Source organism: Neobacillus drentensis (genome assembly GCF_021560175.1).
In the GTDB taxonomy this organism is placed as follows: domain Bacteria; phylum Bacillota; class Bacilli; order Bacillales; family Cytobacillaceae; genus Neobacillus; species Neobacillus drentensis_A.
Map to the genome: position 1 here is coordinate 5,541,734 of NZ_CP091110.1, position 25,455 is coordinate 5,567,188.

General features: G+C 41.8%; 25 protein-coding genes. 11 read left to right on the forward strand and 14 right to left on the reverse strand.

Going from position 1 to position 25,455, the window contains the following annotated elements; all coding sequences use genetic code 11:
* The first annotated feature begins 191 nt into the window (after window positions 1-191).
* The gene (locus tag L1999_RS26295) at window positions 192-698 is read left to right on the forward strand and encodes an Lrp/AsnC family transcriptional regulator (protein WP_235741214.1); all 507 of its coding nucleotides are present in this window, start codon (window positions 192-194) and stop codon (window positions 696-698) included.
* Entirely contained in the window at window positions 695-1,900 is a 1,206-nt protein-coding gene (locus L1999_RS26300; protein ID WP_235741215.1) for an aminotransferase, read from the forward strand. Before L1999_RS26295 ends, L1999_RS26300 begins: the two co-directional genes overlap by 4 nt.
* A 385-nt stretch (window positions 1,901-2,285) precedes the next feature.
* Here the strand turns inward: L1999_RS26300 and L1999_RS26305 are convergent, their stop codons facing one another.
* Together L1999_RS26305 and L1999_RS26310 are read right to left on the reverse strand one after the other, a co-directional pair.
* On the reverse strand, window positions 2,286-2,846 hold the full coding sequence (locus tag L1999_RS26305) for an RNA polymerase sigma factor (RefSeq protein WP_235741216.1): 561 nt from the start codon (window positions 2,844-2,846) through the stop codon (window positions 2,286-2,288).
* 218 nt (window positions 2,847-3,064) lie between these two features.
* The gene (locus tag L1999_RS26310) at window positions 3,065-4,078 is read right to left on the reverse strand and encodes a serine hydrolase domain-containing protein (RefSeq protein ID WP_235741217.1); all 1,014 of its coding nucleotides are present in this window, start codon (window positions 4,076-4,078) and stop codon (window positions 3,065-3,067) included.
* A 288-nt stretch (window positions 4,079-4,366) separates the two neighbouring features.
* On the opposite strand from L1999_RS26310, the gene L1999_RS26315 reads away from it, so the two are divergent.
* Window positions 4,367-5,275, forward strand: coding sequence for a DMT family transporter (locus L1999_RS26315; RefSeq protein WP_235741218.1), 909 nt, complete (start codon window positions 4,367-4,369; stop codon window positions 5,273-5,275).
* 27 nt (window positions 5,276-5,302) lie between these two features.
* Here the strand turns inward: L1999_RS26315 and L1999_RS26320 are convergent, their stop codons facing one another.
* The 3 genes from L1999_RS26320 to L1999_RS26330 form a co-directional block, all read right to left on the reverse strand.
* Entirely contained in the window at window positions 5,303-7,465 is a 2,163-nt protein-coding gene (locus L1999_RS26320; RefSeq protein ID WP_235741219.1) for a putative bifunctional diguanylate cyclase/phosphodiesterase, read from the reverse strand.
* A 458-nt stretch (window positions 7,466-7,923) separates the two neighbouring features.
* On the reverse strand, window positions 7,924-8,139 hold the full coding sequence (locus tag L1999_RS26325) for a spore germination protein (protein ID WP_235741220.1): 216 nt from the start codon (window positions 8,137-8,139) through the stop codon (window positions 7,924-7,926).
* A gap of 139 nt (window positions 8,140-8,278) precedes the next feature.
* A complete protein-coding gene (locus L1999_RS26330; RefSeq protein ID WP_235741221.1) occupies window positions 8,279-9,616 on the reverse strand; it encodes a gluconate:H+ symporter in 1,338 nt (445 codons plus the stop codon).
* Between the two features lie 272 nt (window positions 9,617-9,888).
* Here L1999_RS26330 and L1999_RS26335 point away from each other — a divergent pair, with 272 nt between their 5' ends.
* Window positions 9,889-12,108, forward strand: a complete 2,220-nt coding sequence (locus L1999_RS26335) for a SpoIID/LytB domain-containing protein (protein ID WP_235741222.1) — start codon at window positions 9,889-9,891, stop codon at window positions 12,106-12,108.
* A 47-nt stretch (window positions 12,109-12,155) separates the two neighbouring features.
* On the opposite strand, the gene L1999_RS26340 is transcribed toward L1999_RS26335, so the two are convergent.
* Window positions 12,156-12,542: an FxsA family protein gene (locus L1999_RS26340; RefSeq protein WP_215047242.1), complete on the reverse strand. Its 387-nt coding sequence runs from the start codon at window positions 12,540-12,542 to the stop codon at window positions 12,156-12,158.
* An 83-nt stretch (window positions 12,543-12,625) separates the two neighbouring features.
* Here L1999_RS26340 and L1999_RS26345 point away from each other — a divergent pair, with 83 nt between their 5' ends.
* The 4 genes from L1999_RS26345 to L1999_RS26360 all read left to right on the forward strand — a co-directional run bounded on the left by L1999_RS26345 (window position 12,626) and on the right by L1999_RS26360 (window position 14,312).
* Entirely contained in the window at window positions 12,626-12,910 is a 285-nt protein-coding gene (locus tag L1999_RS26345; protein WP_235741223.1) for an HNH endonuclease, read from the forward strand.
* 74 nt (window positions 12,911-12,984) lie between these two features.
* Entirely contained in the window at window positions 12,985-13,464 is a 480-nt protein-coding gene (locus L1999_RS26350) for a glutathione peroxidase (protein ID WP_235741224.1), read from the forward strand.
* Window positions 13,442-13,909, forward strand: a complete 468-nt coding sequence (locus L1999_RS26355; RefSeq protein WP_235741225.1) for a MarR family winged helix-turn-helix transcriptional regulator — start codon at window positions 13,442-13,444, stop codon at window positions 13,907-13,909. Before L1999_RS26350 ends, L1999_RS26355 begins: the two co-directional genes overlap by 23 nt.
* Window positions 13,910-14,069: 160 nt before the next feature.
* Window positions 14,070-14,312 (forward strand): spore coat protein, encoded by a 243-nt coding sequence (locus tag L1999_RS26360; RefSeq protein WP_235741226.1) that lies wholly within the window; start codon window positions 14,070-14,072, stop codon window positions 14,310-14,312.
* Window positions 14,313-14,541: 229 nt separating this feature from the next.
* Here the strand turns inward: L1999_RS26360 and L1999_RS26365 are convergent, their stop codons facing one another.
* Window positions 14,542-14,706 carry an aspartyl-phosphate phosphatase Spo0E family protein gene (locus L1999_RS26365; protein ID WP_098531386.1) on the reverse strand — a complete coding sequence of 55 codons (165 nt, stop codon included), beginning with the start codon at window positions 14,704-14,706 and terminating at the stop codon, window positions 14,542-14,544.
* Window positions 14,707-15,096: 390 nt separating this feature from the next.
* Here L1999_RS26365 and L1999_RS26370 point away from each other — a divergent pair, with 390 nt between their 5' ends.
* Both L1999_RS26370 and L1999_RS26375 read left to right on the forward strand, forming a co-directional pair.
* Window positions 15,097-15,255, forward strand: coding sequence for a hypothetical protein (locus tag L1999_RS26370; protein WP_235741227.1), 159 nt, complete (start codon window positions 15,097-15,099; stop codon window positions 15,253-15,255).
* 117 nt (window positions 15,256-15,372) lie between these two features.
* Window positions 15,373-15,675, forward strand: a complete 303-nt coding sequence (locus L1999_RS26375) for a c-type cytochrome (RefSeq protein ID WP_235741228.1) — start codon at window positions 15,373-15,375, stop codon at window positions 15,673-15,675.
* Between the two features lie 257 nt (window positions 15,676-15,932).
* On the opposite strand, the gene L1999_RS26380 is transcribed toward L1999_RS26375, so the two are convergent.
* From L1999_RS26380 to dapA, 6 genes are all read right to left on the reverse strand, one after another.
* The gene (locus tag L1999_RS26380) at window positions 15,933-16,631 is read right to left on the reverse strand and encodes a FadR/GntR family transcriptional regulator (RefSeq protein ID WP_235741229.1); all 699 of its coding nucleotides are present in this window, start codon (window positions 16,629-16,631) and stop codon (window positions 15,933-15,935) included.
* A gap of 178 nt (window positions 16,632-16,809) precedes the next feature.
* Window positions 16,810-17,937, reverse strand: a complete 1,128-nt coding sequence (locus L1999_RS26385; RefSeq protein WP_235741230.1) for a glycerate kinase — start codon at window positions 17,935-17,937, stop codon at window positions 16,810-16,812.
* A 103-nt stretch (window positions 17,938-18,040) separates the two neighbouring features.
* Complete coding sequence (gudD, locus tag L1999_RS26390; protein ID WP_235741231.1) at window positions 18,041-19,393, reverse strand: glucarate dehydratase; 1,353 nt, start codon at window positions 19,391-19,393, stop codon at window positions 18,041-18,043.
* Window positions 19,394-19,468: 75 nt separating this feature from the next.
* Window positions 19,469-20,356: a 2-hydroxy-3-oxopropionate reductase gene (gene garR / locus L1999_RS26395; RefSeq protein ID WP_235741232.1), complete on the reverse strand. Its 888-nt coding sequence runs from the start codon at window positions 20,354-20,356 to the stop codon at window positions 19,469-19,471.
* A gap of 149 nt (window positions 20,357-20,505) precedes the next feature.
* Window positions 20,506-21,831 carry a gluconate:H+ symporter gene (locus L1999_RS26400; RefSeq protein WP_235741233.1) on the reverse strand — a complete coding sequence of 442 codons (1,326 nt, stop codon included), beginning with the start codon at window positions 21,829-21,831 and terminating at the stop codon, window positions 20,506-20,508.
* A 26-nt stretch (window positions 21,832-21,857) separates the two neighbouring features.
* A complete protein-coding gene (gene dapA, locus L1999_RS26405) occupies window positions 21,858-22,754 on the reverse strand; it encodes a 4-hydroxy-tetrahydrodipicolinate synthase (RefSeq protein ID WP_235741234.1) in 897 nt (298 codons plus the stop codon).
* Between the two features lie 565 nt (window positions 22,755-23,319).
* Between dapA and L1999_RS26410 the strand changes: the two genes are divergently transcribed.
* Entirely contained in the window at window positions 23,320-24,363 is a 1,044-nt protein-coding gene (locus L1999_RS26410) for a CdaR family transcriptional regulator (protein ID WP_235741235.1), read from the forward strand.
* A 12-nt stretch (window positions 24,364-24,375) separates the two neighbouring features.
* Here L1999_RS26410 and L1999_RS26415 read toward each other — a convergent pair whose 3' ends face one another.
* Window positions 24,376-25,452 (reverse strand): hypothetical protein, encoded by a 1,077-nt coding sequence (locus L1999_RS26415; RefSeq protein WP_235741236.1) that lies wholly within the window; start codon window positions 25,450-25,452, stop codon window positions 24,376-24,378.
* Window positions 25,453-25,455: the final 3 nt, after the last annotated feature.

A 25,455-nucleotide genomic window follows, 5' to 3' on the forward strand; every position in this document is an offset into this window, starting at 1 on the left:
GAAGCGCCTTGGTCAGCCCCGACCAGCATAAGGCGAGCCGGCCGAAAGGTTGCTTTTTAACCTTTTGGACGGATTGACTGTAGACCATCGAGGGGCTAGGCGCTGTAGCTAGACAGCAAGAAAGGCGGAAGCGCCTAATCAGGGACTAATGCTGGAAATAATTTGATTTAAAGAAATAGGAGGACATCCACATGCATCTTAGCAGTGAGGAAATTGAAATTTTAAAAATCATTGAAGAAAATCACAAATTACCCATAGAATCCATCGCCTTAATGGCCATGTGCAGTGAAGAAACCGTGAAAGCGGCGATTGAAAAATTAGAACAAGCGCAAATCATCATCAGCTACCCAACCTTAATCGACTGGAGCAAAGTGGAAGGCCAAGAAAACGTTATCGCGATGATCGATGTAAAAGTAACGCCAAAACGCGGCGTAGGTTTTGATGAGGTAGCACAGCGAATCGGCCGATTCCCTGAGGTAACATCCCTATACCTCATGTCCGGTGCCTACGACCTTTCCATCACCGTTGAAGGAAAATCCATGCACCAAATTTCCAATTTCGTGTCAGAAAAATTATCAACCATCGAAAACGTCATCTCAACGACCACCCACTTCATGTTAAAAAAATATAAACATGATGGCGTTATTTTTAAAAGTGAAAATGATGATAAAGATCGCAGGATGGTGGTTACACCATGAAGTACGAGCACTATCTATCCCAGACAGCCAAAGATCTGCAGCCCTCAGGGATACGAAAGTTTTTCGACCTTGCTGCCAGCATGGAAGGGGTCATTTCATTAGGGGTCGGTGAACCAGACTTCACTACGCCATGGAGCATTCGGGAAGCGACGATTCTTTCACTTGAGCAAGGTTACACATCTTACACAGCAAACGCTGGTCTGCTCGAATTACGAGAAGAAATTACCAACTACTTAATTACAAGATTCGGCGTACAGTATAATCCGAAAAACCAAGTGATTGTTACGATCGGAGCAAGCCAGGGAATCGACCTCGCCTTCCGTGCTATTTTAAACCAAGGCGATGAAGTTTTAATTGTTGAGCCTGCCTTCGTCTCTTACGGTCCATTAGTGGCGATTGCCGGCGGGACACCTGTTCCGGTTTCAACTTCACCAGAAAACGGGTTTAAAGTCACACCGGAACAAATCGAAGCGGCGATTACACCAAACACAAAAGCCATCTTACTGTGCTCGCCTAACAATCCGACTGGCAGTATGCTGACAAAAAATGAGCTGATTGAAATCGCCAGCATCATCAAGAAGCACGACTTACTCGTGGTCTCGGATGAAATTTATGCCGAGCTTTCCTATGATGAAGAATTTTGCAGTGTTGCTGCAATCGAAGGCATGTATGAGCGAACCATTTTAATAAACGGTTTTTCCAAAGGGTTTGCGATGACAGGCTGGAGATTAGGTTTCCTTGCTGGACCAGTTGAATTCGTCGAGGTTATGTTAAAAATCCATCAATATACTACGATGTGTGCACCGCATATGCTTCAGCACGGAGCGATTGAGGCGCTTCGCAATACGTACGATGAAGTGATTTCTATGCGTAACAGCTATCGCCGCAGACGGAATTATATGGTGCAGACATTGAACCAGATGGGTCTCGATTGCCACAACCCAGGCGGCGCCTTTTATGTTTTTCCATCAATTCGAACAACCGGCTTAACTTCCGAACAATTTGCCGAAGAACTGTTAGTGCAGGAAAAAGTCGCTGTCGTACCAGGTCATGTTTTCGGTGAAAGCGGCGAAGGCTATATTCGCTGCAGTTACGCCGCTTCCATGGAACAGCTTCAGGAAGCACTCAAACGAATTCAGCGTTTTATTCAGTCGAAGGGCGTTTCTACAAAAGAAGAAGCTATAAAAGTAGAAGTAGAATAAGAAAAGCGCAAGCGCCCTGGTCAGCGGCGTATGGCCTGGAGTGCTCCAACTGAGATAAAGGAAAGGCGAAAAGCGGAAGCGTCTTGATCAGGGGCGACAGGCATAAGACGAGCCGGCGAGAAGGCTGCTCTTTAGCCTTCTTGACGGATTGGCTTATGACCCCGAGCCCCTAGACGCTGGAGCTAGACAGCACGAAGAGCGGCAGCGAATCGATGTTGACCTATCGTAGGGCGGAGCGCGAAGGACACTAGCCGCTAGGGCGCTGGAGCTGGACAATTTTCAAAGTCTATTTTTTATACTTCTTAAGCTATAAAAAAAGAAACTGCACCCCTATGATTAGACACAGTCAAATCATCAAGAGTGCAGTTTTTTTGCGGTAAAATGCCTATTCCATTGAATAACATCCAATCGTGCCCTGTTCAGTAAATTTTTCTCGAATGATTTTTTTTGCCCGATAAATGCGTACTTTGATAGTCCCCACACAAACTCTTAGGATTGTACTTATTTTTTGATAGGTTAAATTATAAAAATAGTATAAAATAATCGGTTCTTTATAATGCTTCGGTAAAGCCTGGATAATCTCTTTTAACAAAAACATATCTGAATGAATCAGAACTTCCGTCTCAACCGTATCTCGTTTGGAAAAAGCTAGTTCATCAAAATCATCCGTTAATACAGTAGTGTTGACATATTTCATTCGAAGATAATCCCGGCACTGATTGGCGGTGATCGAATATAACCATGATTTTAAGGCAGATTCCTCTTGTAAGGTATTCAGCTTCAAAAATACTTTTATAAGCACCTCTTGGATAATATCATCGACTATTCCCCAGTCCCCAATAAACTTAAAAGCAAATAATCTTAATGACTGCCGATGCTCTATATTGATTGATTCCATCATGGAATCTAATTCTTGGCTGGACGTTTGTTCAAGCGGCTCTCTCAATTTACCAATTCTCCTATTTTAATAATCTATATATTAACTATACTCTTAATTGAAAATATTGGAAATAAGGTAAGCGATGTTGTTCAATTACAAAAAATCGATAGGTAAGGTTCGTTAGCATCGTTTTTTTGCATACTAGTTTTGAATAGAAAAAAGACGTGTGCCTAATTCACACGTCTTTTTATTCACTGGTTACGCCGTTTCTTAGTCCTCGTATGCTAGTGGATAATATTCTTTATATCGCTTGCAAGCTGATGAATATCGATGTTCTTGTCACGAACATTGAGCAAAATCACGATGATGGTATGATCCTTAAAAAATACATGCAGCGTTTCCCAGCCGCCAACAACGCCCCTGCTATAAACCTTATTGTCGTTAATGTAGACACCCTCTCCATACTTTGATTGAGGTCCAGGTTTCAGCATTTCCTGTAAACTCCGTTCAGTAAGGAGCTTCCCACTTAGTAACGCCTCATCAAACAAACAGAGATCAAGAGCCGTTGCATAGATATCCCCACAGCCGAATAGCTCAGCCATATTCAATATATTGACTGGCAGTTCATAATTCCCCGTCTTTATATAACCTTTTGAAGTAAAAGGCATCGGCCTGCTTTGCGTCATAAAACCGGAATGCTGCATCGAAGCTTTGTCAAAAATATTCTTTTGAATATAGTTATGTAGTGATTCTCCTGATGCTTTTTCAACGACAAGTCCTAACACGAAATAATTGATATCATTGTAATCCCACTTCTTACCGGCAGGATATTTAACGCTGATCCCTTTGAACATATCTTTTGATTTTCCATGGAAAAATAGATTCTCTTCAATTCCCGACGTATGGTTTAATAAATAAATTAGTTTAATACGGCGGCCATTTGGGAAATTAGGAATAAACGTTGATACCGAATCCTCCGTGCTCAGCTTTCCTTTTTCCTGAAGCTGCAAAATACTTGTGGCAACCAGCAATTTAGTGATGGAGCCAATGGGAAAAGTGGTGGAGGGCAGGTTCGCTCTCCCAGAAGCTCGATTGGCCAAACCAATTCCCTCGTTAAAAATCACCTTATCTTTCTTCACTACCGCAATGCTTCCGTTGACATGTTTGGAAAGTAGATAATCTCGAATTCTTTGCTGTTCATTTTGGAGCTCATGCGTATTCCTTGCACCAATTTTTGGACTAAAGGAACAGCTTTGAGCGATTAAGAAAAGCGCTATAACAAGGTATTTGAATTTCATACAATTCCAACTTCCCTTTAGTGTCCATGTGATTATTATGCATGAAAAGATAACTAAATATCAAAAATATGTGGAGCAAAACGAATGGTTTATTATTATTTCACCTTATTTATTTACCTTTTGTTTTTCCACTATATAAATTACAGGTTTGAAAAATTAAAAGCGTTAAGGAAGCCGATTACCGAAGAAAAGTAGCTTGTTATATTTTGGAAAGCCGTTGAGACCTATAAAAAACAAGCGTATAATAAAAAGATATTTGACATTAGATACGATCATAGGAGGAATACGGTGAAACAGGAAGGTTCAAGATCGATTGCCCTGCCGATGACGATTTCAATTATTGCGATTTCGTTTTCGGCTATTTTTGTGAAATGGTCAGACGCACCGGCCTCTATTTTAAGTATGTACCGGATGTGGTTTGCAAGTATCCTGATGCTGCCAATTGTTTGGAAAAAGCGTCAGGAATTTAGAAAAATTGTGAAACGAGATTGGTTTTTTTTATTTTTTTCCGGCCTCTTTTTAGCGTTTCACTTTGTTCTCTGGTTCGGTTCGTTAAAGTTGACCACCGTCGCAAGTTCTACCATTATCCTGGCGCTCCAGCCGATTGTTTCGTTGGCGGGGGGATTCTTTTTATATAAAGAACGCACCACCCTTTCTGCCCTCATGACCATGGGCATCGCGATCATAGGGGCGATGATGATTGGCTGGGGCGACTTGGCTCTAAGTAAGGGTGCGATAATGGGGGATATCCTCTCATTTTTGAGTGTGATATCAGTTGTGGGTTACCTGTTAATCGGTCAATCAACGGTTAAAAAGGTCTCTCATTGGCTGTATAGTTTTTGCGTTTTTCTATCGGCAGCGATTGTACTGACCATCTATAATCTTTCGGCAGGTGTGGCAGTGACAGGATATCCTGCTAAGGAGTGGGGAATTTTTCTATTACTAGCATCCGTGCCGACCGTAAGTCATGTCATCAATAACTGGCTATTAAACTATGTAAATGCCACAACGATTTCCATGAGTATTTTAGGAGAGCCAGTCGGTGCGACAATCTTAGCCTTCTTCTTATTGGATGAAAACCTGGCGGGCTGGCAAATTGTCGGCGGACTGCTCGTATTAATTGGGGTCTTTTTCTTTTTGACTAAAAAACAGGAAAAAATAATCCCAGGAGTCGTCAAGGAAGGTAGTTTTAATTAAATTCTTAGGTATTGAAAAAGGACGCACCTAAGCGTCCTTTTTTTTAACGACAAGCCGTTCAATCCTCGTCCATACCTTGTTAAATTCCTCAGCAGAAAGGGGCTTACTAAAAAAATAACCTTGTCCCTCATCACAATCATGCTGCTGTAAAAAGACTAATTGTTCCCTTGTTTCAATCCCCTCAGCCACTACTTTCAATTGGAGATGATGTGCCATCGATATAATCGTTTTGACAATCGTGACATCATGATTATGATTTAATTCCCTAACAAAGGACTGATCAATCTTTAAGGTATCAACAGGAAACTGTTTTAAATAATTCAATGAACTAAAGCCTGTTCCAAAATCATCAATACTAATCAGAACACCCAGCTTCTTTAATTCATGAAGAGTAGAAATCGTATGTTCAATATCGAAGGTCATACTTTCGGTAATCTCAAGCTCTAAATATTGCGGCTCCAAACCCGTTTCGCCCAGAATTTTTTCAACCGTCGCTACAATGCTTGCATGTGAGAACTGACGGGCCGATAGATTCACAGAGATAACGATTGGCGGTAGTCCGTTCTCCTGCCACTTTTTATTCTGACTACACGCTTGACTGAGCACCCATTCCCCAATTGGAATGATTAGGCCTGATTCCTCTGCAACCGGGATAAACCTTTCCGGCGAGACCATGCCCCTTTTGGAGTGATTCCATCGAAGTAACGCCTCGGCACCGAACATTTTCCCTGTTTGTAAATTCACTTTGGGCTGATAATGGAGGAACAGCTCCTTTTGCTTTAAGGCTTTGTGAAGTTCCAATTCCATTGTTAATGGGTCAAAATCACCTTCATACTTGATACAAGAATAATAACGATACGTCTTCTTCCCTGCCTTCTTTGCCTGATACATCGCAAAGTCCGCATGCTTTATCAGTGTAGCAACCGTTTCGCCATCCTCCTGAGCTAAACTGATACCGATGCTCGGAGAAGTATACACTTCCGTCGTGTTCAATTTATACGGTGTGGATAAGGCTTCGAGGATTTGATTAGCTGCAGCACCCGCCCGTTCCCGGTCAGAATCAGTTAAAATGACGATAAACTCATCTCCACCCTGCCGAAAAATGAGATCCTTTTCCGTTAGGGAAGCTTTTAACCGTTCAGCGACCCTTTTTAAAAGCAAATCACCCATGGAATGACCTAATGTATCGTTAATAATCTTGAAGCGGTCAAGATCAATAAATAGGATGGCAACCTTTTCAATCGGAATCGTCTCGTTTGCTAGAAGCGACTCTAACATGTTTCGATTGGGAAGCCCTGTCAAATAATCATGATAGGCCAAATGCTGAATCATCTCTTGATTCTTGATTTGCTCGGTGATATCTTTCGCAATTCCATACATACCGACAGTTTGTCCATCGACAATAATTGGGATCGTCGTGGTATCTAGATGAATGCTGTCTCCATTTTTCCGCTTCAGCCGGAATCGATTATTCTGCTGGCTTCCTCCGTCCTGAGTGGTTAAATGGAAGATTCGGATCGTTTCAGCTAAATCCTCTTCATGGATAAGTTCTGAAAAATTCTTATCCAGAAGTTCTTGGGGGCTATACCCTGATAGGGTTTCGCAAACACCGTTTGCACTCGTAAATCTTCCCGCTAAGTCCAGCGAATAAACCGCATCAGAGTGGTAATCAAATAGTGATTTATAACGCTGTTCACTCATTTTGATTTGCTCTTGAAGACTCTTTTTCTCGGTGACATCACTTCCTACAGTCATCAGAGCTGGCTGTCCATTAAACATGATATTTGTCCCAACTGAATCTACGAATATGGTTCTTCCATCTAATGTATGAAATCGATACTCACGGATCGCGACATTCTCATGTTTAGACAATCTTGTGAGGTTATTAATTAATTCTACACGGTCTTCATCATGAATAAATTCAAAGATACTTTTTCCGAGCAGGTCCTGCTCATTGACAGCACCAAACAGCTTCATCGCAGCCTGGTTGGCAAAGATAATATGATTTTCTTGAAAAACAAGAATCGCCTTTGGAGATACCTCTACTAAACTACGGTAGCGGTGCTCACTTTCGATTAATTCCCGCTCTGTTTGTTTCCGCTTGGTTACATCTCGGACAGCCAACGTTATATATTTCCCTGCGATAATCAACAAAAGGATAATGAGTGTAAAAACAAAGATGACTTCCAAGATGGTCCCCCCAAAAACTTCTATCTATTAATAAATAGTATATCTGACTATACTCCTATAATGATACATATTGTTAATATAGCAAGAACCAGGTCTATTCACATTGTCAAATTATTTCCATAGTCGTTTACCTTGTTAAACATAGTATAGTGGGTGTCCCAAAAGTATTTTTCTGGGGGCACCCACTAATTTATGCATTATACTAGTCTGTTGATTTCCGTTCCAGGCGGCTTCGCTTTCAGCGGGCGTGCCGGGGAGCCTCCTCGGCGCTTTAGCGCCTGCGGGGTCTCCCCTGCCCCGTACTCCCGCAGGACTTTGAATTTGCATCCTCGAATCTGCCCACGCACGAAGGAAATGCGATAGCATTTTCGAGGAGTCTTCGCCGCCTTCCGCTCCAATCAACAGAGTGTTAGAAAATTATGCAACAACACCTTTTGGGTCAGCCTCTTTCTGTTAAGTTAAGCATCCTGAACGATTGGCTGGTCAATGACATCACAATCAGGAGCATTTGTTGCACTACAACCGTTTATCGTAATAATTTGCACACCTGTATTCGCAGATCCTGAGCCGATCGCCGTTTTCGAAGCACTTTTCGGAGAAACAAACAGTGCTCCGCCAAATTGAACTACCCCTCCGCTTACGGTATCAATTTTGACTGGGGGAATAAATGACATGGTTGAACATCCTTTACAGTTGGATTTCTTATCTTACCTTATGTCAGACTAGATTCTTGTGTGTTCGCGGCCATTTAGGCAGCCGGGTGTTTTTTGCAAAAAAAGGTACCACATATCTAATGCGGTACCCTCTTTCCATTTAGATAAACAAGCTCAGCAATAAGACAATTCCTAATCCGACAAGTGAGTTAATCAACAAAAGAAGTCCCCATGATTTAAGGGTATCTTTAATAGATAGATTAAAGTATTCCTTAAACAACCAGAAGGAGGCATCATTTACATGGGTAATGGTGTTACTGCCAGCTGCCGTTGCTAATACCATTAAGGCAGGGTTGACATCAAATTGATGCATTAATGGACCAACGATCCCGGCTGCTGTAATCGCAGAAACGACCCCTGTACCTGTCGCTAAACGGAGCAAAGCGGTAATAAACCAAGCCATAATAAGCGGTGAAATACTTGTGTGCTCCATCATTTTGGCAATATAATCACCAACGCCAGAGTCTAAAATAATTTGTTTGAACGCCCCTCCTGCACCAACGATGAAGATGACCATCGCAACACCTTCAATCGCCCCGGAAAAGGATTTCATTACTTCAGGCATGGTCCGGCCAACACGAATACCGAATACATATACGGCCACTAAGACAGCCAGTAACATACTAATTTCAGCACTTCCGAAGAAGTTAATAATTTGATACGCAGTCGATCCCTTTTTGATAAAAATATTTAAGATTGTTGCTGCAGTAATAATAATGGCTGGAATTAACGGAACAATTAAACTTACCGCAAAGCGGGGCATTTCATCATCCGTAAACTCTTTTGACTTCTGTAATAATGGCGGAACCGGACGTTCGACATTACGCATCAATTTTGGAAAAATAATTCCCGAACAGATAATCGCTGGAATAACCACTACAAGACCCAAAAGATAAACCATTCCCATATCTGCACCATAGGCAGAAACAAGGGCTACTGGACCGGGCTGAGGCGGGAAAATACTATGAGCCATTGTGGCTGCGGCAACCATCGTCACCCCAAGACGTAAGTATGGCATTTTTGCTTCAACCGCGATACTGATCACCAGTGGAGCTAAGATAATAAAGGCAACCTCGTAAAATACCGATACACCGAAGATCGCACCGACAAGCAAGATCGCCCATTGGACATTTTTTACACCGAATTTATTTAGGAGTGTAGACGCTACTCGTTGCGCAGCACCTGAGTCAACCATCAATTTCCCCAGTACAGCACCAAATCCAATGACTAATGCCAAACTGCCAAGTGTGCCGCCAAGACCCTTTTTGATCGTGTCAATGACTTCTGGCAGTGTTAAGCCATTCATGATTCCTACGAATATAGCAGCAATTAGGAGTGCCAGAACTCCATTAAGTTTCCATTTCATATTCAAAAATAAGAGTAAGGCGACTCCCACCGCTACCCATATAATTGGTAATGAGTTTGTTAGTCCATCCAATTTGTATCCCCCCGTTGTATGAATTATTCATTAACTGCAACCCTTTTCACGATTACATAAAAAAAGAGAAGGTTATATGTATTTAATTTGTTTACTAAACAAATTACAATTGTAAGGATAATATAGACTGATACCGCTGTCAACCCTATAGAAGTAACAAACGGCTGGTTTGTTCACCGGCCAATTTCCCTATAATCTTCCATTGTAAACTATTATTCTAATAAAGTATGATTTTTTATGTGAGTATATTATTTATGAGCGGAGGAGAATAATTGAATAGAATAGTAGTAAGTTTTCTTTCCTTTTTCTTACTATTTAATCTTTTTATTTCAGGTGCATCGGCTGACACGATTGAACCAAAATTGCAGATTAAATTGGTTAATTATATAGGCAACCAAACACAATTAACCATTAGGCCTACGGGGGATTATCTTATACAAGGATCAAATCTACGTTTAAAAAATGGGACTTCTTATATGGTCAAATATGATTCTAATAGAATCATCGTATTAGAAGGCTCAACCACACTTATTCAAAGTGATTCCGTAAACCTAATCCCGTCATTAGAAACAAACTATCTAACCATTAACAACCGTCCCTATTTAGGTTCATTTCGGTTTATCCCTGAGAATTCAAAATATGTCCGGCCCATTAATGAGGTTTTTATAGAAGATTATTTAAAAGGTGTTGTACCTTTTGAAATGATGGCAGGCTGGAATAAAGAAGCATTAAAATCCCAGGCAGTCGCAGCTAGAACCTATGCCCTATCCTATTTAAATAAAGTGATGGACGACACGATTAATTATCAAGTTTACGGCGGGTATGCTTGGCACCCAAACAGTACAGCAGCTGTAGATGAGACGAAGGGTGAAGTTGTAAAATCAAATGGCCGAATGATCAGTGCTGTTTTCTCTGCCAGTAATGGCGGGAAAACCGAGTCAAATGCAAATGTATGGGGAACATCACCTGTAGCTTATTTGACCATCAAAACAGACGAGTTTGATGCTAAAACACCTTGGACGTTTTCTGTAAAAAAACAACAAATCAATCCAGCAACAATCGCTTGGGAGCAAATGAAAGAAACTGATGCTTCTTTAACATCCTCGATTAAAACCTGGATGCTATCACACGGATACGCAGGGAAAGACATTAGAATTACGGCTATTCCTATCTTGTCCTTGACGACACCGACCTCTGGCGGCCGTGTATCAAAAGGTAATATAACGATTGAATTTTTAACAAAAGATAAAGTAGACCCGAGTGGTCTATTTACACCGCAAAAATTAGAGTATAAAAATGTACCTGCCTCTCAAGTACGGGCTATGGTTGGCATTCGGACCATGTTAAGTTATTTGGTAACCTCTGCAACCGAAACAACTGAAGCGATCACTGTTTCTGGTCTCGGTGATGGTCATGGCGTTGGTTTAAGCCAATGGGGTGCAAAAAACCGGGCAGATGCGGGTCAAAAATATAATGAAATCTTAGCGTTTTATTATGATGGCACAACTTTATCGAAAGAATACACGGAAAGACCGCAATTCGTCATTCCATCAAGTGATGCTTCGACGCCATCGGTAGTGGAAACTCCAGCAAGTGGTGCTGCGGCCCCACCGGTAGTGGAAACTCCAGCAAGTGGTGCTGCGGCCCCATCGGTAGTGGAAACTCCAGCAAATGGTGTTGCGATCCCACCGGTAGTAGAAACTCCAAAAGCTGACACGATCGCACCAATGATCAGCAGTGTGAAAGTTAGTGTCGATAATGCAAAAAATAAAACAACGATCTCTTTTAATACGGATGAAAAAGCGAAAATTTCCATTTATATTAAAGATAGTAATGGGAAGATTTTGACCTACTTAGCTCAAAACGTTTTAACGGAACGTGGCACGACGACAAAAGAATACAGTACTTCTCCTTTAGCAAATGGCAAATATTTTGTTGGGATTATCGCGATTGATGAGTCCAATAATCAAGCATCAACACTGCCATCTTTTGACGTGAAGAAGATCGTCCCAGTAAAAGATACCACTGCTCCAAAACTAACGGGCATAAAGGTTAGTGTCAATAACAGCAGTAATCAAGGTACACTCATTTTTAATTCAAATGAGACTGCGAAATTAACGGTATATGTAAAAGACAGCAAAGGAAAGATTCTCACTTATTTGAAAAAGGATGCCTTAACAAAAGCCGGCACAGTAACGCTGCCATACAGCACGGCTCCCTATGCGAACGGCAAATATACAGTTGGAATCAATGCTGTCGATCCTAGTAATAACAAATCTTCAGCTGCTGCTTCATTTGAAGTTAAAAAGCTGAAAACAGGTAAGGTGATCGTTTCCTTATTACATGTCCGGACTTCTGCTTCTTCAAAAGCAAAAATTATTGGTGTCATCAAGAAAAACCAAACGGTTACGATCCTTTCCACAAGCGGCGGCTGGTATCGAATCAGTTATGGGAAATTAACCGGTTTTGTACCTAAAACAGCTGTAAAATAATAAAAAGGTTGTATCCCTGTGCATAATCCAGGGTATACAACCTTTTTTTATTTGATGATTTTCCGATTTCCTCTATTAATCCTCTTTTTGAATAAATATAGAATTAAAACCTTAAATAACTTCCTTGTCGGAGGAAAAAGCATTAAAAAGCCGATAATGTCGGTTACAAATCCCGGTGTTAATAAAAAAGTTCCGCCGATTAAAATGCAAATCCCATCTAATACCGCATCCCCTGGAAGCTGACCGCGGCTTAACTGCTCTTGGACCTTCCGAATTGTTTGCAGCCCTTCCCTTTTCGCTAAATAAGCTCCAAGGACGCCAGTTAATATAATCAGCAGCAAGGTAGGCCAAAAGCCGATGGATCTCCCGAATAAAATCAATAATCCAATATCCGCTGCCGGTATCGCAATGATCAATAAAAATAAATAACGCATGGAATGCTCCTTCCCAGCCAAATTGGAATCTTGATTTACGTTCTTGTAAATAATAGTACCAAAATTACAGGAGGGATAAAACTATGGGGACTTGTGAACTTTGCGGACGACAAGAGGTAGAAACAACCGTTCATCACCTGCTTCCAAAAGAAATGGGCGGCACATTCGGGGCAACCGCGAATCTTTGCATTCCCTGTCACAAACAAATTCATGCCCTCTACACGAATGAGGAAATTGCCGCCCGGCTTACTACCTTACCGGAACTAAGAGCAGATGAAAAGCTGGCTAGTTTTATCAAATGGATTCGTAAACAGCCCTCCACGAAGATCATGAAAATCAAAAAGTCGAGACAACGCAGACGAAAATAATTGCTAAAACCATTTTAATCGTGTACGATTAAGTTGTACACGATTTACTTTTTATAAAATGGGGAGGAACGAACATGACAACCGTTTATGATTTTAATGTAGCGAAAACCAATGGGGAAATGAAATCATTGAAGGAATACGAAGGAAAACCGTTAATTATTGTCAATACAGCCAGTAAATGCGGGTTTACACCGCAGTTTAAGGGCCTTCAAGAATTATATGAAAAATATAACGATCAAGGTCTTATGGTTTTAGGGTTTCCTTGCGATCAATTCAACAATCAGGAATTTGCCAATATTGATGAAACCACTCAATTCTGCCAAGTGAACTATGGGGTAACCTTCCCGATGTTTGCCAAAATTGACGTGAACGGTGACAAGGCAGATCCTCTATTTACCTTTTTAAAAGATCAGAAAAAAGGACTTCTTTCGAGGAATATTAAGTGGAATTTCACGAAGTTTCTTGTCGATGCTAAGGGGAACGTCGTCGAGCGCTATGCCCCAACGGTCGATCCACGCAGAATGGAACAAGATGTCCAAAAATTATTTTCATAAAGGTGATTATTTGAAAGACTTTTTTACGTTAAAAAATCAACTCTGTTTCGCCATCTACGAAACGGCCAGTGAATTTACCAAGCTGTATACGGCTGTCCTTCAACCCTTTGGGTTAACCTACCCACAGTATTTAGTCCTATTAGCCTTGTGGGAGAATGATGGGGTAACGGTTAAAGACTTAGGCGAAAAATTAACGCTTGGGACCGGAACCTTAACGCCGATGATTGCAAGGATGGAGGGGAACGGCTGGCTTCGGAAGGAACGCTCCACTGAAGATGAAAGAAAAGTATTTATTTTTTTAGAAAAGAAGGCATTGGAAGAAAAGCTGGCTATTACCCAAAAGGTCAGCGAAAAGATTGAGACCTGTAATATTGAGTTTGAGGAGTATAAGTCGCTCATGGAGCAATTACATCGATTACATGGCAAGCTTCAGCAACAAAAATAAAAAAGCGCTGGAGCTGGATCAGTCTCAAAGCGGATGATACTTTCTTATTTTACCAGCTAGGCTGGCGCCCGCCCATTCACTGGACATCTATCCTGCATACATTACAGGTAGTAAGAATCTATTCTTGCTGCTGATTACAGAAAAAGGGAGATGTATGCGCATGTTTGGAGGATACGGCGGATTTCATGGGGGATACCACGGAGGATTCCATGGCGGCTACCCTGGAGGATATCACCATCATCATGGATATTTTCATGGGGGTTACCCTGGTTATGGATATGGCGGCTACGGTGGTTTCGGTTCACCATTTGTTGGCGGATTCCTCGGCGGGTTAACAGCGGGTGCCCTAACTGGCGGCTATCCTGGATATGGATATGGATACGGATATGGCGGTTACTATTAAATAAGAGAAAAACGTCCGGTTTGCATGTGTGATCGCAAACCGGACGTTTTGTTTAGTTGTAACCTTTTTTAATTATGTGGAATTGCTCTCTTTTTTGAAATGAGAGCAAAAAAATAGAGGGCCTGGCCCTCCGCCATTTTGGTTATATAGCTTTACTAAGAAAATACGATTTCACCTTTTTTATGTCATGGCTATGATGTTGGGAAAAAAACTTCATGTATGTCAAAACTTATGCGGTTAGTTCTTCTATTAAACCCATTTGCAGGTTGATTAATCGATCAAGTCTTTCACTAAGTCTTACCGTTTCGGCGGAGGTAAAGCCCTTAGAAAGGCCTACTGTTATCATTTTTAATCGTAGATTTTCAATTTGTAAAAATAGATCCTCATTCGTCATTTGCGATAACCCCTTATATTAAAACTCCCTGTGAATTAAGTTTACTAGTTGTAAGCGGATACACGGAAATAGTTTTCATCATCAAATATCGACACTTTTTATGCTCATTATGGTGATAATTGTTAGGATACTAATAAAGGACTCGATAATACGTTTAATCCATAACGAAGTTCCTCGGAATTTGGCGAACTTGGGAAAATTACCAAATCTATTAATTTCGAACGCTTCTCATGGTGCCTTCATGGTGCCTGACACCATTACTCCGTTTTTGACTATGTTTATGGTTAATTGTCAACTTTACCTGCTAGTTTCCCAAGGATGTCGTCATACTTTAGCGAATGCTGGAATATAGATAGTATCACTCAACTAATAGATAAGGGTGATGGTGTAGTGAAGACAGAACAGGTGCATTACGAGGGAAAACTTTTTATTGTAATCTATAAGTATAGTTCGGGCTATTGGGAAATTAGAGAGAAGGACAGCAGGTTTAATGTACAGCTGGTACATGAATCAGAAGTACAGCCAGTTGGAGAGACCGTTACCTCTTAAGGTTGCGGTCTTTTCAACTGTCCGAAAACTTTCATCTTTTAAGCCCTATTTCCATCTTTATACACTTTATAATCATGTTAGGAGCCGTTTTTCTAATGATGATGATGGAGGTTTTAGATGATGAAGCAATTCTGGACAGTGGCAATACTATCGCTTTTATTGTTAGCAGGCTGTTCATCCAATGCTGCCGACAAAAAGGAAGCATTGGATGGAGAGACGCTATATGGAAATAAGTGTTCAGCCTGCCATGGAGGCAATTTAAAAGGCGCTGTGGGACCACCTATACTAAATATGAGCAGTAAATACTCAGAAGATGAATTATTTAAGATGATTACAGAAGGATCCGATAAAATGCCAGGCCATCTTTTAAACGATGAGGAATCGAGAGTCGTTACCAAGTGGTTGATGGAGAAGAAATAAGTATGCAAATAAAAAGAGGCTGACCCAAAAGGTGGTTGATGATTAAGTTTTCACACTCTGTTGATTGGAGCGGAAGGCGCGAAGACTCCTGCGGAAGTACGGGGCTGGGGAGACCCCGCAGGAGCGTAGCGACGAGGAGGCTCCCCGTGCCGCCCGCGGAAAGCGAAGCGCCTGGAGCAGAAATCAACAGACTAGTTTGATGTATAAAAAAAGTGGGTGCCCCCAAAATATACTTTTGGGTCACCCACTTAGACTTTCTACTTTTTCGTGTCTTTTATGACTTTTTGGCGGACGTAATCGAGGTGGAGGTACATTTGGTGGAAGGCTTCAAATGGATCTCGATTGGCGAGTGCTTGATAGATCGCGGTATGATGGCGGACCGTCCGCTCTGGTTCTCGCACCTTAATTTCATTATTAATCTTCACCAGCGTCACAATTAACGAATCAATCATTCCTTCAACAATTGGGTTATCCGCACTCAATGCAATAATGCGGTGAAACTCAATATCGGCCTCCCCATAGTCCCCATCTTGACAATTCTCAATAAAATCAATCGTCTCCTTTAATCTTACCAGCTCTTCCTCACTAATCTTCTCGGCAGCTATCGTGATTAGCCCTAGCTCCAATGCCATCCGTGCCTCTACGATCGCCTGCAGGTTATCATGTGCTAACGCTAGCATAACGGAAAAGGGATGACTGCTAATCTTATTATTAAAGAAAGTTCCCTCACGTGTTTTTCGTGTAATAACCCCTAATGATTCCAGTGAACTAAGCGCCTCACGCAGTACCGGCCGGCTGACATCCAAAATCCCCAATAATTCCATTTCCGTAGGAAGCTTATCCCCAGGTTTTAGCTGGCCGCTAATTAATAGCTGAACAATACTTTCCATTACTTGCTTTGATAACGTAATTCGTTGAACATATTCTATATTTATTTTTTTAGAAGAATCTTTCATCTCCAAGCTCCTCGAGTCACAATCTAGTTTGTAATCTCTTCCATTATTACCTTAAATGAAAAAAGGTTCAAGTGTATTAAATAGGCTTAGATCTCCCGAGCTCTAGGCCTATAGCTGCACCATTTTCTAAATTCCACTAAAAATAGCTGCCAAGAAAACTTGGCAGCATACACCTTGGTTATACCCTTAATACACGGCAGATATTTTCTGCGGCAAACTCAATATTTGTTTCTCCAGATTTCAATGCGTCCTCCAAAGAGTTCACTTCTGTTAAAATACCAACAATAGCCGTAAACCCATTCTCATACAAAGGCTCCACACCTTTGCCAATCCGGCCGGCAAATGCAATCACAGGGATGGAATACTTCTGGGCAATCGTCGCTACACCAAACGGCGTTTTACCAAAAAGCGTTTGCCCATCAATGCTGCCTTCCCCTGTAAACACATAATCCGCACCTTGGATGCGCTCCTCCAGGCAGGTATACTCAATTACAAGGTCAACACCCTTTCGCAACCTAGCATTCAAAAAAGCCATCAACCCGGCACCAAGTCCACCTGCTGCACCGGCACCCTCCATATGGGCAATATCTTTATTCAACTGCGCTTTCATCACTTCAGCATAATGAGCTAAATTTTCATCAAGCAAGGATACCACTTCAGGAGTTGCTCCCTTTTGCGGTCCAAAAATAGCAGAAGCCCCGTTTTCACCAGTTAACGGATTGGTAACATCACAGGCCACATCGATTTTGACATCTTTCATTCTCTCATCCAAGCCGCTGAGATCAATCGTATGCAGGCGGCCCAAAGCACCGCCGCCAAGTGATAGCTCTTCCCCGTTTTCATCTTTAAACGAAACACCAAGTGCTTGAAGCATGCCTGCTCCCCCATCATTGGTCGCACTGCCGCCAATTCCAATTAGAAACCGGCTGACACCTTTGTCTAACGCATGCTTAATTAATTGCCCGGTTCCATACGTGGTGGTCAATAACGGATTGCGCTCTTCAGGTTTTAGTAATTCCAATCCGCTGGCACTTGCCATCTCAATAACAGCGGTTTGCCCCTCACCCAAGAGACCATATTCCGCGATGACCTTTTTACCGAGAGGTCCTTGTACCTCAGTCTTAATTATTTCCCCATTCGTCATACTGACGAGCGATTCGACTGTGCCTTCCCCGCCATCAGCCATTGGAACAATCACACACTCTGCATCAGGAAAAACGTTTCGGATTCCTCTTTCCATTGCAAGGGCAGCATTTTTCGCCGTCATACTTTCTTTGAACGAATCAGGCGCTAGCACAAACTTCATAACGATCTGTCCTTTACGATTTATTAAAAAAATAATGTATTTTAATAAGTGAAGGGTGACAACAATGTCACCCTCTATAGTTTTGATTATACTAGTATATTAATTAACGGACCAAGCAAGGGCGCTTGTTATCAAACTTCCAGCCTGGAATGTAGAACTGCATACCAACCGCATCATCACGAGAATTTAATCCCATATTGTTATATAATTCATTAGCCTTCATGATTTGCTCCATATCGACTTCCACACCTAAGCCTGGCTTATCAGGGATCGCTAAGTGGCCATCGACAATTTGGAATGGATCCTTCGTTAAACGCTCAATGCCTTCCTGCCAAATCCAGTGGGTATCAATTGCTGTGATTTCACCAGGAGCAGCTGCAGCCACGTGAGTAAACATCGCTAGTGAAATATCAAAGTGGTTATTGGAGTGTGATCCCCAAGTTAAGCCCCAATCATTACACATTTGTGCGACACGGACAGAACCTTGCATCGTCCAGAAGTGCGGATCCGCAAGCGGAATATCCACTGATTGCAGGGAAATCGTGTGACCCATTTGGCGCCAATCCGTTGCAATCATGTTCGTTGCCGTTGGAAGACCTGTTTGTCTTCTGAATTCAGCCATGACTTCACGGCCAGAAAAACCATTTTCCGCACCACATGGATCTTCTGCATAGGTTAAAATTCCATGCATATCTTTGCAAAGCTCAACCGCTTCTTTTAATGACCAAGCACCGTTTGGATCAAGAGTGATTCTTGCATCTGGGAATCTTTCTTTTAATGCTTTAATCGCTTTGATTTCCTCTTTCCCTTCTAATACGCCGCCTTTTAGCTTAAAGTCTTTGAAGCCATAAAGCGCTTGAGATGCTTCGGCAAGACGGACAACCGCTTCCGGAGTTAACGCTTCTTCGTGGCGGATACGGTACCATTCCAATTCCGAATCCGGATTACTGTAATAGGGAAGATCCGTGCGATTGCGATCGCCAACATAGAACAAGTAACCTAATGTCTTCACTTTGTCACGCTGCTGGCCTTCGCCTAAAAGTGCGGCAACAGGAACATTTAGGTGCTTTCCTAAAAGGTCAAGCAATGCTGCCTCAAGCGCCGTAACCGCATGAATCGTAATCCGTAAATCAAATGTTTGCAACCCGCGGCCCGCTGAATCGCGTCCGGCAAATTCTTGTCGAACCTTATTTAAGATATTGTTATAGTTACCAATGGATGCGCCAACTACTATTGCTCGTGCATCTTCAAGCGTTTTGCGGATACTTTCGCCGCCTGGTACTTCCCCAACGCCGACATTTCCATTACTGTCCTTTAAGATGACAATATTTCTTGTAAAATAAGCTCCGTGTGCGCCGCTAAGGTTTAATAACATACTATCACGGCCAGCAACTGGATAGACTTCCATTTCTGTCACAACTGGAGTAGCGTTAATAACTTTCTCAACTGTATTCATGGGGATGATCTCCTTTTAGGAGAGAACGAAGGGCTTCAAGATGCTGCGTTCTCTAGTCATTTTTTTTTAAAATAATTAACGAGAAATCTCAACATTAGCTAATTTTTCATAGTATTTTAATAGACTGCTGTGGTCTTCAAATTCATGACCATCGACTTTCAATGCATACATCATTTCTAATACTGCGGCAGTTAATGGCGCAGGCGCACCGAACTCATGACTTGTTTCCATTGCGTTTGTTAAATCTTTAATGTGCAAGTTGATTCGGAAGCCTGGGTCGAAGTTACGGTCCAGCATCATTGGCGCTTTTGCATCTAGAACCGTGCTTCCGGCTAAACCGCCGCGGATCGCTTGGTAAACTGCTTCTGGATTTACACCCGCTTTTTGTGCTAACACGAATGCTTCCGATACTGCTGCAATGTTTAAGGCGACGATGACTTGGTTCGCAAGCTTTGTGACGTTACCGGCACCGATTTCACCAACGTGTACAACAGATCCAGCCATTGCGGCTAATACCTCTTTCACTTCTTCAAAAACTTCTTTCTTACCGCCAACCATGACAGAGATCGTACCATCAATGGCCTTTGGCTCGCCGCCGCTGACAGGAGCATCTAACATTTCTACGCCTTTTTCAATTAATGCACGATACACTTCTTGAGAAGCAGCTGGTGCAATGGAACTCATGTCAATGTAAATCAATCCATCACGTGCGCCTTCAATCAGCCCGTTTTCTCCGAGTGCAACAGCTTTAACGTTTGGAGAGTTTGGAAGCATAGTGATCACGATATCTGATTTTTCAGCGATTGCTTTTGGAGTTGTTTCTATTTCTGCCCCTAATTGTTCAAGTTCTTTCACTGCATCTTTATTAAAATCACTAACGATCAACTGATAGCCTGCTTTGATTAAGTTTTTGCTCATCGGCTTACCCATAATTCCTAATCCAATAAATCCAATTTTCTTCATTTCTACAACACTCCTACAAATTTTTTTATTAAAAGAGAGTACAAGATTGTACTATCCTTATAAGAATTTTTGATACCATAGCGGGCAGCAAACTCCCCAAGGGAATAAGTAAGCTATGATTTACTGCCCGGTTGACTCAAAAGAAATGATTATCCTACAAACATATTGAGAATTAATACACCGATCAAACCAATGATGGCAAGGGCGGTTGTATAGGTTGTTCTTATTTTAATAGCTTCAGGAACCGATAAATTAAGGTATTCCTTAAACATCCAGAACCCTGGATCGGTTACGTGAGAGAAAGCAATACTTCCGCAAGTAACGGCAAGTGTCATTAATTCCATGCTGATTCCTGATGCTTGAGCAATCGGCAGTACCACTCCAGAAGCAGTCATTACCGCAACTGTTGCGGAACCAAGAGCAACCCGTAAGAGAGCCGCAATGATCCAAGCTAGGATGATTGGAGACATGTTCCAGCCAGATGTTATATCTTTGATGTAGTCAGCAATTCCACCGTCTACAAGTACTTGCTTAAAGGCACCGCCTGCACCAATAACTAAAATGATCATGGCCATCGGCTTAACCGCATTGGAGCAAGACTGCATAACATCTTTAAGCGGGCGGCCTATTCTAGGTCCTAGCAGCCACATAGAGATTAAGAGAGCAAGTAATAAAGCCATTTCAGATGAGCCGAAGAAATCCATTGCGTGCCTAAAACTGTTTCCTTCTGGTAAAAATAAAGTGCAAATCGCGTCAGCAGCCATTAGTACGACTGGAATAAGGGCTACGAAAATACTTGAGCCAAAGGATGGCATTTCTTCTTCTTTAAACGTTTTGTTCGTAATAAGCCCTTCTGGAATGATTGGGTTAATCTTTTTAATAAATGGAAATCTAGTCCAGGTATAGGCAATAAAAGTAGCGGCTGGAATGGCAATAATCAAGCCGTATAATAGAGTCAAGCCCATGTCGGCATGGAAGACGCCAACAACTGCAGCTGGTCCCGGATGCGGCGGGAGGAAGCTATGACAGGTTGATAACCCAACCGACATTGGTAAAGCCACCCACAATAGATTTAACTTTGTCTGACGAGCAATAACGAATACTAGTGGAATCAATAAGACAAAAGCGACTTCGAAAAACATGGTAATACCAAGAACAAATGCAGCGATTAAGATCGCAGCTTGAATCCGTTTAATTCCCATTCTGTCTACTAAACTAGTAGCAATCCGCTGTGCGGCTCCCGCATCAGCCATAACCGTTCCAAGCATAGCCCCGATGCCAACAATAAGAGCCGTCCCGCCCAGCTGTCCTCCAAGACCATCACCAATGGTGTCCCAAATTTTATCCAGCGGCATTCCGACAAGCAAACCAACAAATATAGAAGTTAAGAGAAGCGCAATGAAACCGTTCATTTTTAGCGGAATCATTAAAACAAGTAAAAGGACAACTGCTAAGGCAACATACAATAATGGCATGTTATTTCTTCCTTCCCTTTAGGAAATTAATAAATTTGATAAAGTTCTAGATCTCTTAAAACATTTTCTAAGATTTTCTTGCTTTCTGGATTCATCTCTGCAGCAGGAGCAAATGCGTAACCAACATCAATTCCTACCATTCTTAAGCCTTCTTTTAACACAACAGGGAATGTTGCTTTGTCAACAGCTAAGCGTAATGGAGCAAGCTTGAATTGCAGCTCTAATGACTTCTGGTAGTCGCCCGCCACAAATGTGTTGTAAATATCCGCCACTAATTTAGGTGCAATATTTCCGGTGCTGGCAATGGCGCCAATGGCACCGTGACATAGACCTGCATAAATGAGTGTGTCGCGTCCTAATAAAACAGAAAAGGATTCACGCGGAGTTACCCGCAAGTACTCAGCCGTTTTCGTAAAATCTCCGCTTGAGTCTTTAATTCCGATAATGTTGTCGACCTTACTAAGTTCTTCACACGTCTTCACATCAATTTTCACCTGGGTACGTGCTTCATTTCCGTAAAGAATTACGGGTAAGTTTGTTGACTTGGCAATTGCTTTAAAGTGCTCGGCTAACTCCGTTTGGGTAGGTGACATAAAATATGGAGTAAGGACAGATAAGGCTGACACGCCGCCAATTTCCTCAACCATTTGAGCTGTTTGGATACAGTCCCTCGTGGTGATTTCACTAGCCCCACAATAAACAGGAACCCTTCCAGCCGTGTGATCCACGGTTACTTCCACGACACGGCGCTTTTGCTCAGGTGTTAAACCGTAAATTTCGCCGCTCGACCCTAGGATAAATAATCCGTGGACACCACCGGCAATGGTGTAGTCGATGACTTTTCGTAATGCCTCTTCCATCAATTGACCGTTTTTATCTAATGGTGTGACTAATGCGGGGATTACCCCTTTTGGCTTAAACATTTTTTTACTCCTCCCAGCTGTTTAGACTCTTGCTTTTGGACAAGAAGCTCTTAAAAATAATACATTGTGAATTTATTCACAAACCTTGTTTTTATAAAAGATTATTATTCATTACGTCAAACCTATTTCAAACTTCGTAATCATAATAACCTATATTCTGTAAACAAGTATGTGAATGGTATGACAAATTAGTGATAAGTGATGATTGACTTATTTTGAGTTCGTGAATCATTTCACATATCTATCGTAAACGGTTTCGCTGAAAATAGCTTCGTTCAATTTGATAAATTTTTTCTAGATGTTTTTAGTCATTTGACCAACATCATTTTTAAATGGTGTAAAGAATAGAAATGAACATTAGTCAAGTGACTAATTATTGACGATTTTATCAAACCTGGTAGAACTTTTTGTTTGTTTTTAGTAACCGTTTACATTTTTTATTGTATAATTGTCTTACAAATAAATCATCATTCAAATTGCTAATAATCATAGTACTTTTTTGGGCAAACAACCAAATATTTTTTGTACTATTTTAAAAATAGACAATCACCGAGGGGGAAAACGGATGAGAATGTATCAAGCCCTAGCGCAAGAAATCGCCGATAAAGTAATGAACGTCATTCCTTATAATGTCAACATCATGGATGAGATTGGTTTAATTATTGGGAGCGGTGACCCGAAACGGATTGGTACCTACCATCATGGAGCGATTTCCGCGATTGAGCAGGGAACGATTGTTTCAATCTATCATTCGGAGGAGGGGTCCCAGCCAGGTGTCAATATGCCGATCCATTTTCGAAATAAAATTATGGGCGTTATTGGAATCAGCGGGGATCCCAGCATTGTCGGTCCTTTTGCAGAATTAGTCCGAGTTACCGCTGATCTATTAATCAACCAGGAATTTCTTTTCAGGGAACGACGTATTCAAGAGCAGATCAAAGAGGAATTTTTGTATCAATGGGTGTTCCGCAGCGAGGAATATGACCCCGGAATGATCAGCAGCGGGGAAGCAATTGGAATTAATTTAACGTTAGAACGGAAGGCAATTGTGGTAAAGGGCCATATCTCAAAGGAACCCTATCTGTTAGAGCAGGAGTTTTCTTTTCGTCTCAATCAAGACTCCCTGCTTTTTGTGGTCCCAAGTGACAGTGATGTGGTGAAAAGAATCGAGATGGTCCATTCTCAGGATAAGCTAAAGATTGGGATCGGCAGCAACTATACCAATGTGTCCAAATCCGTTCATGAAGCCCGGCGTGCCATTGAAATTGTCGAGCGGATGGATCTCCCTCAAACCATTTGCCATTATCAAGAGCTAAAGTTTATTGACTACCTAACCAATAAAGATATTTCTTTTACGGAAATCACTGATTTTTATAAGGAACTTGATGAAAATCCAAAAGGGCAAGAGCTGATTGAGACCTTGATTTGTTATATAAAAAACTCCGGTGACATGAATGCCATTTCGAAGGAGCTTCATATTCATCGAAACAGCTTGGCCTATCGATTACAAAGGATTGAAGTTCTGACCAATAAAAATCCGAAAAACTTTATGGATTTATTCCAGCTTTTCACAGGGTATATACTTTATAAAATGCAAAAACAGCCCTAAAGGCTGTTTTTGTTATCCGATATAGGAGATAATCGCAATTCCTATCAGTGCAATGATGGACAAATGCAGTCCATTGGCGCGAAGGCCCGTTTGAACTCCGGAAATCCCCGCAAAACGGCTGACCATCAGATTTAATCCCGAAAAAGGACTAAGAGCGGTTGAAATCGACCAGGTAAGCAGGAGCAATAAGGCCAGGCCAATATTACTAATCCCGATCTCGGCAGGATTTAATTGCATAGCAAGCGCACCCACGGCCGCAATTTGGTGGATCCCCATATAGGTGATACTTAAAACAATCAGCATCACGGCGAGCGCAAACAAGATAAACGACCGATCTGCCAAATGGCCAAGGAAGGTACTAACCCCATTCGCGGCACTTGTTCCCTTAATCGCAAAAGCCAGCATCCCCGCACTCATGAACAGCATGATTTCATTGTTCAACATCGGAACGGTGCGGTCGCGGAAGTCCACTAATGGAGCGGCCATTCGTTTCCAATCTTTCGACACTACCCCGTACCCTAAAGGAACTAGGATCGACATCAAACAGACGATAACGATCATCGACCAATGAGTGAATTTCTCCACCACCAAGCAGGCACTCTTTAAAATGACCACAAATAGAACTAGCTTGATCATTTGCCGGCTGTGCTCTTTATCGATTGGAGCGTTGGGGGTTAATTTTTCCGAAAGCGGATTTCGTCTTTCCCAAACAGCAAACAAAATATTTCCGACCACTAACGATAAGATCGAAAGGCCAATTCCGTACAGAATGTACTCTTCAAAGGATATATTCAAGTAGTGAAGGACCAATGAAACCGATGCAAAATAGGGTGACCACATGACTGATGTTGAAAAGCCGACCAGGTAACTTTTTGCTGACATAGTGGATGGCAGTTTAATTTCCTCCATAAACTCATTTAAAATTCGGACCGAACCTAGATTGAGGACCGGCGCTAATAAAAAAAGAGTTCCGGTAATGCCCGCGTATAACTTTTTCGGCTGATGCATGAGGTTTCTTAATAAGGCAGCAATCGAATCAAAGTACCCGCTCAGCCTTAAAGGAACCGATAGAAGCGGTGCAAGTGTCAACAG

Bases quoted from the DNA above. Each gene is read 5' to 3' on its own strand.
- L1999_RS26295 (WP_235741214.1), top strand. From the start codon at position 192: ATGCATCTTAGCAGTGAGGAAATTGAAATTTTAAAAATCATTGAAGAA.
- L1999_RS26300 (WP_235741215.1), top strand. From the start codon at position 695: ATGAAGTACGAGCACTATCTATCCCAGACAGCCAAAGATCTGCAGCCC.
- L1999_RS26310 (WP_235741217.1), bottom strand. From the start codon at position 4,078: ATGAAATTCAAATACCTTGTTATAGCGCTTTTCTTAATCGCTCAAAGC.
- L1999_RS26325 (WP_235741220.1), bottom strand. From the start codon at position 8,139: ATGTCATTTATTCCCCCAGTCAAAATTGATACCGTAAGCGGAGGGGTA.
- L1999_RS26340 (WP_215047242.1), bottom strand. From the start codon at position 12,542: ATGCGTTATTTATTTTTATTGATCATTGCGATACCGGCAGCGGATATT.
- L1999_RS26345 (WP_235741223.1), top strand. From the start codon at position 12,626: ATGGGGACTTGTGAACTTTGCGGACGACAAGAGGTAGAAACAACCGTT.
- L1999_RS26350 (WP_235741224.1), top strand. From the start codon at position 12,985: ATGACAACCGTTTATGATTTTAATGTAGCGAAAACCAATGGGGAAATG.
- L1999_RS26355 (WP_235741225.1), top strand. From the start codon at position 13,442: ATGTCCAAAAATTATTTTCATAAAGGTGATTATTTGAAAGACTTTTTT.
- L1999_RS26360 (WP_235741226.1), top strand. From the start codon at position 14,070: ATGTTTGGAGGATACGGCGGATTTCATGGGGGATACCACGGAGGATTC.
- L1999_RS26365 (WP_098531386.1), bottom strand. From the start codon at position 14,706: ATGACGAATGAGGATCTATTTTTACAAATTGAAAATCTACGATTAAAA.
- L1999_RS26375 (WP_235741228.1), top strand. From the start codon at position 15,373: ATGATGAAGCAATTCTGGACAGTGGCAATACTATCGCTTTTATTGTTA.
- L1999_RS26380 (WP_235741229.1), bottom strand. From the start codon at position 16,631: ATGAAAGATTCTTCTAAAAAAATAAATATAGAATATGTTCAACGAATT.
- L1999_RS26385 (WP_235741230.1), bottom strand. From the start codon at position 17,937: ATGAAGTTTGTGCTAGCGCCTGATTCGTTCAAAGAAAGTATGACGGCG.
- gudD (WP_235741231.1), bottom strand. From the start codon at position 19,393: ATGAATACAGTTGAGAAAGTTATTAACGCTACTCCAGTTGTGACAGAA.
- garR (WP_235741232.1), bottom strand. From the start codon at position 20,356: ATGAAGAAAATTGGATTTATTGGATTAGGAATTATGGGTAAGCCGATG.
- L1999_RS26400 (WP_235741233.1), bottom strand. From the start codon at position 21,831: ATGCCATTATTGTATGTTGCCTTAGCAGTTGTCCTTTTACTTGTTTTA.
- dapA (WP_235741234.1), bottom strand. From the start codon at position 22,754: ATGTTTAAGCCAAAAGGGGTAATCCCCGCATTAGTCACACCATTAGAT.
- L1999_RS26410 (WP_235741235.1), top strand. From the start codon at position 23,320: ATGAGAATGTATCAAGCCCTAGCGCAAGAAATCGCCGATAAAGTAATG.